This is a genomic window from Pseudomonas sp. TE12508, from assembly GCF_056279485.1.
The window spans coordinates 304,788-310,787 of sequence record NZ_JBWCCN010000007.1 but is presented as its reverse complement, the minus strand read 5'-3'; the positions used below and the strand labels follow the sequence as shown (position 1 = coordinate 310,787).

At 48.0% G+C, this 6,000-nt stretch carries 3 protein-coding genes; all 3 read right to left on the bottom strand.

All coding sequences use genetic code 11. From position 1 onward, the window contains the following. Positions 1-212: 212 nt before the first annotated feature. The 3 genes from ACZ9IM_RS12355 to ACZ9IM_RS12345 all read right to left on the bottom strand — a co-directional run bounded on the left by ACZ9IM_RS12355 (position 213) and on the right by ACZ9IM_RS12345 (position 4,477). Positions 213-1,385, bottom strand: coding sequence for a hypothetical protein (locus tag ACZ9IM_RS12355; RefSeq protein WP_476224053.1), 1,173 nt, complete (start codon positions 1,383-1,385; stop codon positions 213-215). A 320-nt stretch (positions 1,386-1,705) separates the two neighbouring features. After that, positions 1,706-2,971, bottom strand: coding sequence for an abortive infection family protein (locus ACZ9IM_RS12350; protein WP_476224052.1), 1,266 nt, complete (start codon positions 2,969-2,971; stop codon positions 1,706-1,708). Positions 2,972-3,706: 735 nt separating this feature from the next. Then, positions 3,707-4,477, bottom strand: coding sequence for a hypothetical protein (locus ACZ9IM_RS12345; protein ID WP_476224051.1), 771 nt, complete (start codon positions 4,475-4,477; stop codon positions 3,707-3,709). Between the last annotated feature and the right edge of the window lie 1,523 nt (positions 4,478-6,000).

The window sequence follows — 6,000 nt, the reverse complement described above, 5'->3', positions numbered from 1 at the left end:
TCACCTTCGATGAATCGCTTCATGATCGCCCCCCGATACGATCTCGACGATCAGAAGGTTAGACAATTACTGGCGTTTTCACACAGCCTGGGTCGATCTCGGTCAGTCGTAACCGGCAAAAATCGGCGAGAAGCCGACCCTGCGCACGACCATTTTCGTCCAACCTAGTTTGTTCGTACCTGCAAAATAGCAACCAGGTAAAATTTTACGCTTCACCAATCCATATTAGCTGCTTGATCGATCTGGTAGGTTAACTGATCTATCAACTCCTTCATTGACTCCAACGAAACCATTGCAGCCATATACGTCCCATCAGCAGCGAACGTCAATATCGTTGGCAGACCGCTTTCTTGCACATAAAGACGAGCTGGGGCACGATCTCCGGCCCACAGTAAACTTGTAAAGTCCTCGACTACATCGAATGCAGCATATGTGTCAAAATCCAGTTGTTCACTGAGGGAGAATTTCTTACTGCCTCGTTTATGCGGAAGAAGGACCGGTACAGCTCCTGCAGTAGAGTGAAAAGAAAATGCTTCTCCTTGCTTTCCAAACGCTCCATGAGCAATGAAATTCCTAAGATCCTGTCGTAGTGACAAAGCGCGGTCAAATAGAATTTTCTCTGTTGGATCCTTGAGGTTAAAAGCAGCCTTAAATTTTTTTGGCCAGTCATCCGCAGCAAGGTCTGCAACTTCTCTTGCAGAATTCACTGCTCCTCTGAGTACGGCGACGTGAATCATCACATGCTCTGTCCAACTAAAGAATGCTTCAATAGCTGAGATAGCCAACCAATTTGCTTCTTCTTTTTTGGCATAGGATGGGGAGAAAAGGTACATTCCAAATGGCAGTTTCCGTTGTTTTAGATCGAAAGCGTGCGCTTCATCCAAAAGCTTGATTTCGTCGAGCTTAGAATCGTATTCACTTCTTAAAAAATCATACCGATCGCGCAGTGGAATACTATTATTTTTAACATTAATCTTTGATTGTTCAACCGCCTGTAAAGCAAGAAAATCAAAATAGTTCCGAGCCGATTTCACGGCTTTGTTGATACGCACTACGATTTCTTTTGTTGCAACCTCCTCGATTTCAGGATCATGTGCAAAAAGACTTAATCCGAATTTACCATACTCAACTAGATATGCTTGTCCATTGAAGTCTATTGGTATTGACCAATCGATTTTTTCAAATCGTCCAAGATTCTTAAAGCCTAAAAGATCAACCAAAAGAAAATACACAAGATAGTATGGTTGCAGCTGCCTCCCTGCTTCTGTTTTCTTTCTATTCAGTAAAAAGCATTTGTCTGCTTTCGTGTTTGAGTCGGTGGGACGAATTGGTGCGAGAGCGCGTAACGCGGCTTGCCGCAACGATTCAAGCTCTTCAGAATTCATATGACTCATAATATTCTTGCCCAAGAAACCATGCGCTAAGTAGCAACCAATATAAATCGCGCAAGCCAGCTAAACAATCGACGGTATTTTTCACTTATGAGCTAATACGAGAAGTGGTTTATTTTTTTTCGGGTAGATCCAGCAGTTCAGAGTGAGCTCGCCCCCTCCAAAAAAATCAATTGACTGTAAATTGTAGCGATCAATATCTGCATCGTTGACCGACAGCTATGGTCGTTCTCTGCCGGTCGAGGCTAATTGCCCATCGGGTCCATCAAACGACTGCTCTGGACCGACGGACGACTGAATCGTAGCCAAGCACTTCACCTCTGCGGCTCCGAAGCTTCTCGGTATCGATGCGTTTCCGATACGAAATCGATAAATGCCACTGCTGCGGCAACCGCAAGCCGAGCATGTCTAGGCTGCAGCCCGCGATGTTGGCCGTCCTTGCCATGTCCGGTACCGTACAACCCTCTCAACTGCGTGAGATTGCTGGTCAACTGAGTGAGGTTGCGGAGGATATTTTTGATGTTTTCAGCACCCTTAGCTGCTTCACTGACTCCGTCAGGAACCAACTGCAATGCTTTGGTAACCTTTTTCGTCAGATTGCCTAGGTCATCAGCCTTGGTGAACGGAATTTCTCGTTTCGTGAGAATGGACTTGCAGCAGCTTTCCACCAGTTCTTTGGCGGTCCCGATCGCCAATTCTGGGTCTGAATCGATCGCATATTCCAGACGCTCGATTTGCTTCGCCATCCATCCAGCGCTCAACGCCTCGACAACTACTCTCGCTCGCATGACCGACCTGGCTGCGTTCGCCTCTGTCGAAGTGCTGCTTATCAACCGATAGGAAAAGCGTGGGCGGCCGGCGATTTGCTGCTCTTGGTACAACTCCCAGCCGGCGTTCTGGAGTTGATCGTTGAAATGCTCAACAAGCTTAAACGCTTCATCCCGTTGGGGGCGAACTACGGGGTGCACTGTTTCGCAGAGAAACCGGAGAAATGTCTCAGCACTCCCATCGAAGAGGTTGAATCGGGAGTCGCTAAAGATCCAGTCATCGTCCCAGTCGTCGTTGTTATAGCGATGCTGCCAAATGTCGCCGACGGCGTCTTTGTAGCGACTGTCCGTGGAAGGAAGGGTTTCAAGCTCATACAGCCGACTCAGGAACTCAACATCATTGAGCTCGCCATACCACTTTACATTCTCTAGACGTAGGCCGTCCGTGATGTTTTGCCGCACCGATTTCGGCAGGTTGGAAGACCTCCCGGAACGCCAATCCGCATGGAATTCACGTGCGGGTATGATCAGCGCCGAGTAGGCGTCGTTTTGCTCGTGCTCGGTTACCGTCTTCAGTGCAGTTGTGATCCTTTCCTGAAGCTGGGCCCGCTTGACCCCGAGCTTGGCATACTCCAACGCAGGAACGATGAATTGGATATCCCAATAGTTGGTTCCGCCATTCCAGTTGTCGTTGCCCGTCAGTTCCGCATTAGCAGGATGGCCGCGGACTATCTCAGCCGCCTCATCAGCACCCTCTGCACGCAGAACCGCGTACACCGTCGCCAAAAGCGGCTCAATTTCGGTTTGCTCCATACGGCCCCCATTCCAGATAACTGGGAGTCATCGTAGCTAGCAGGAAGGGATATCTGCTACCAAAATTGGATGCGTCGGTGAAAAAGCCAAACCCGAGGCCTGCATAGCAAACCGGGGCTATTCACCGGCCATTCACTTTTCAGTCTTTTCACTGCAGACCTTCCCGGTAGTCAATGCTTATGTAGTCGACTTCATCATTTAACATACAGCCGTGGTGCAAATACGCTCTGCCAATTATCTCGTTGATAACTGCGGAGAAAACTGGTTCGGGATGAAGATTTGCTTCAGTGAGTTCGATACACCTCTGCCGCTACAAGTAGAGAAGGTTAAATCGCCCTTAAGATCGTAGACACATCGAGCGACCGCTATTGGCCGAAAGCAGTCCCTCACTTTCTCCAATGATGGATTGGGCACAGCACTCCCCCAACGCCCCTGTTTGACGGGCTTACCTGCTGAAACTTCTGCGCTTTGTAGCAATTTCTAAGCAAGCCGCAATTACTGCCAGACAAGGGCACCACCGGACTCTGCTTGTACTTTTATCGAAAGGCTTCGACGCAGCCTATGCAGCCGGCGACGTGATCGTATGAATTTGGCTAGACCCAGCCACACTAAAGAGGCGCTGTCCAGGTGTTGAAACACCGGACGGCGGCAGGCTTTTCGAGTGGTTCAAGGAGGGCCGAGCAATTGTTGACATGCGCAACGGCTGATTCCCCTCCTGAGCGAAAAATCATTAATTTACTTCGTAGTTTCTTTCTGCGCAGTAATTGATTTCCAGTACCTTTCTATTACTCTGTCCCATCCACCAGGGCGATTATCACCAGTAGTGATTAGGAAAGAGTCATCATCTTTAAAAATGTTGAACCCCCCTTTAATTTTCCAATAAAACTTATCCTCTGCCATTTTTATTGGTTCGCCAAATGCTTTCTCTAGCTGGACCTGAAGATAATTCTCACCAACTTCCATGCCGTACCTATATCGAGACATATACATAACTTGATAGATAGCTTGCGGCGCATCATCACTATAATAGTAAACAATATTCTCGAAGCACGGATGATCAACTTTCACAGTTATGAATCCATCTTCTTTTTTTATCAGAGAGCCCGCAAAGGCTTTTTCGACAATACCAATTGATTGTCCAATTTTTACCTTATCAAACGATGACGGATAAACCCCACCCTCAAAAAAAAGATTTCCCAGCTTGAAACTTGAAAATTCCAAATTTGTTTTTTTCAACATTGCCTTCACAGATGCCAGCTCACCCGACAGCTGTCGTTTTTCAGACAGACTAGAATCCTTAGTTTTCTCCGCGACTTGCTCTATTATCAGCTTCTGAGCGCTAATATCTTTAAGCTGCCTTTCTAGCTCGCCAACCTTATAATCACTTGCTGCCATTTGAGCCGGCAGCAAAACCTCTTTATACAATGCAATACATATAGCAATAGTTCCGGCCACCGAAACTCCTGCCACATAAACGGGATGATCTACCCAGCTCCCATTAGCCATAATTATCCTTAACAAATTTGGTCGATTACTCGTCACATTTCCGGCAACGCGAACTTGAGCCGATTACTTTAGCAGATGGGAAGGGCTGATAGACTACATCTAGATCAATTTTAGACCCATATCGTGCTACTCTCCGACTCTCGGAAGGCGCCCCCACTCCCCTGCAATTCCACCAATCTCAACAGCAGTAACTCAGCACTCCCAACCCTCTATCAATGATCGTGTTTGCAGCGGCGCACCGGTCACTTCTGGCATGCCAGCTGATGCGCGAAATAGAGGTCTTTAACCTGCACATACGCCAATTGTGTTGGAGTATTTCGCTCGTAAAGCCCCAAACCCACGTCTTTATTGAGGCTGAGCGCATATCACCACTCCATGCACAAGCGCATGTTTGGCATTGAATGGCATGGATTGGCGTACGGTTTGCCCCATTTTTGCCCCATGACAACTGGACGCTCCGCGAGCCTCAGAGCAGGCGACCCTCATCGGCGGATCTAACTTCTCGTCCTATTGCAGAACCGACGTTCTGGAATTAGCATCGATTCTATTCCAAGGTGCAAGCCCGCTGACCCTCACAAGGGCGATTCTGGGCAGATCTTCATCTTCTCCAGATCGATCTCTGGGTTGCTTTGAATCAACCGGGAACTCAACTTCAAAAACTGATTTGGGTACCGACTAATGTTAAAGCACCTCGCCGCTTGCTTAAGAATTGTTGCTACATCGCCTCAGCTACGACTTCTCTTATTCCCCATATCATTTTCAATTCCGGTCTTATCCTTTGCCTTGCTGATCTGGGTGTGTCACGCCACGTAGTCATGAGCAGAGAGCTGCTTTTCACCCATTGCTGAGAGCTTTGGGTAAAGGCAGCGATTGGATAATCAACGTAGGGATAGGGATTCGAACCCCTTCAGGTGTCTGTGCAGACCGCTCTAGGCCAACAAATACAGCGGCATCCTCCCTTGTGTCAGGCCTACTGCGGTCTATTGCGGTCCAGAATCTGCCCTAATTTTGCCCTAAGGCTCCAACACCATCCCGCCAGTGCAAAGCACCTTTAAAAACTACCAACACCCATCATGCTGCGCTTCCACCCAGATAATCCTCGGCAGTGTTCTTGGCACTAGAAGCAGCCGACTTAAACATCGTGTCGAAATGATTGAGGAACGTTTCGGTTAGATGTCCATGGTAGTACCCATAGACAGTGGTAGACATTACAGCTGCCTTAGTGCCAAGGATGTTAAATACGAGAGCCCCATCAATCACCCTTGGCCGAAACCAGGCCTTTCCTGACACTCCTTGGCAGCATGGGTGTAATCACCGTCCTTATCCCTGATCCAGGTCGTAATTTTCCCTTTAGGCTCATCCTGATCTATGCACGCATTGAACTCTGCTAGCAGTCCCTTCGGGGCAGTAGTAAAAAATTGTAGTGCCATTGATTGCTAATCCCTGCTTGTCATGGAGTCATTTTGATAGCACGAGCCAGCCGTCTTATCAAGCACACGCCGATTGTGCTGGGGTATGTGGGA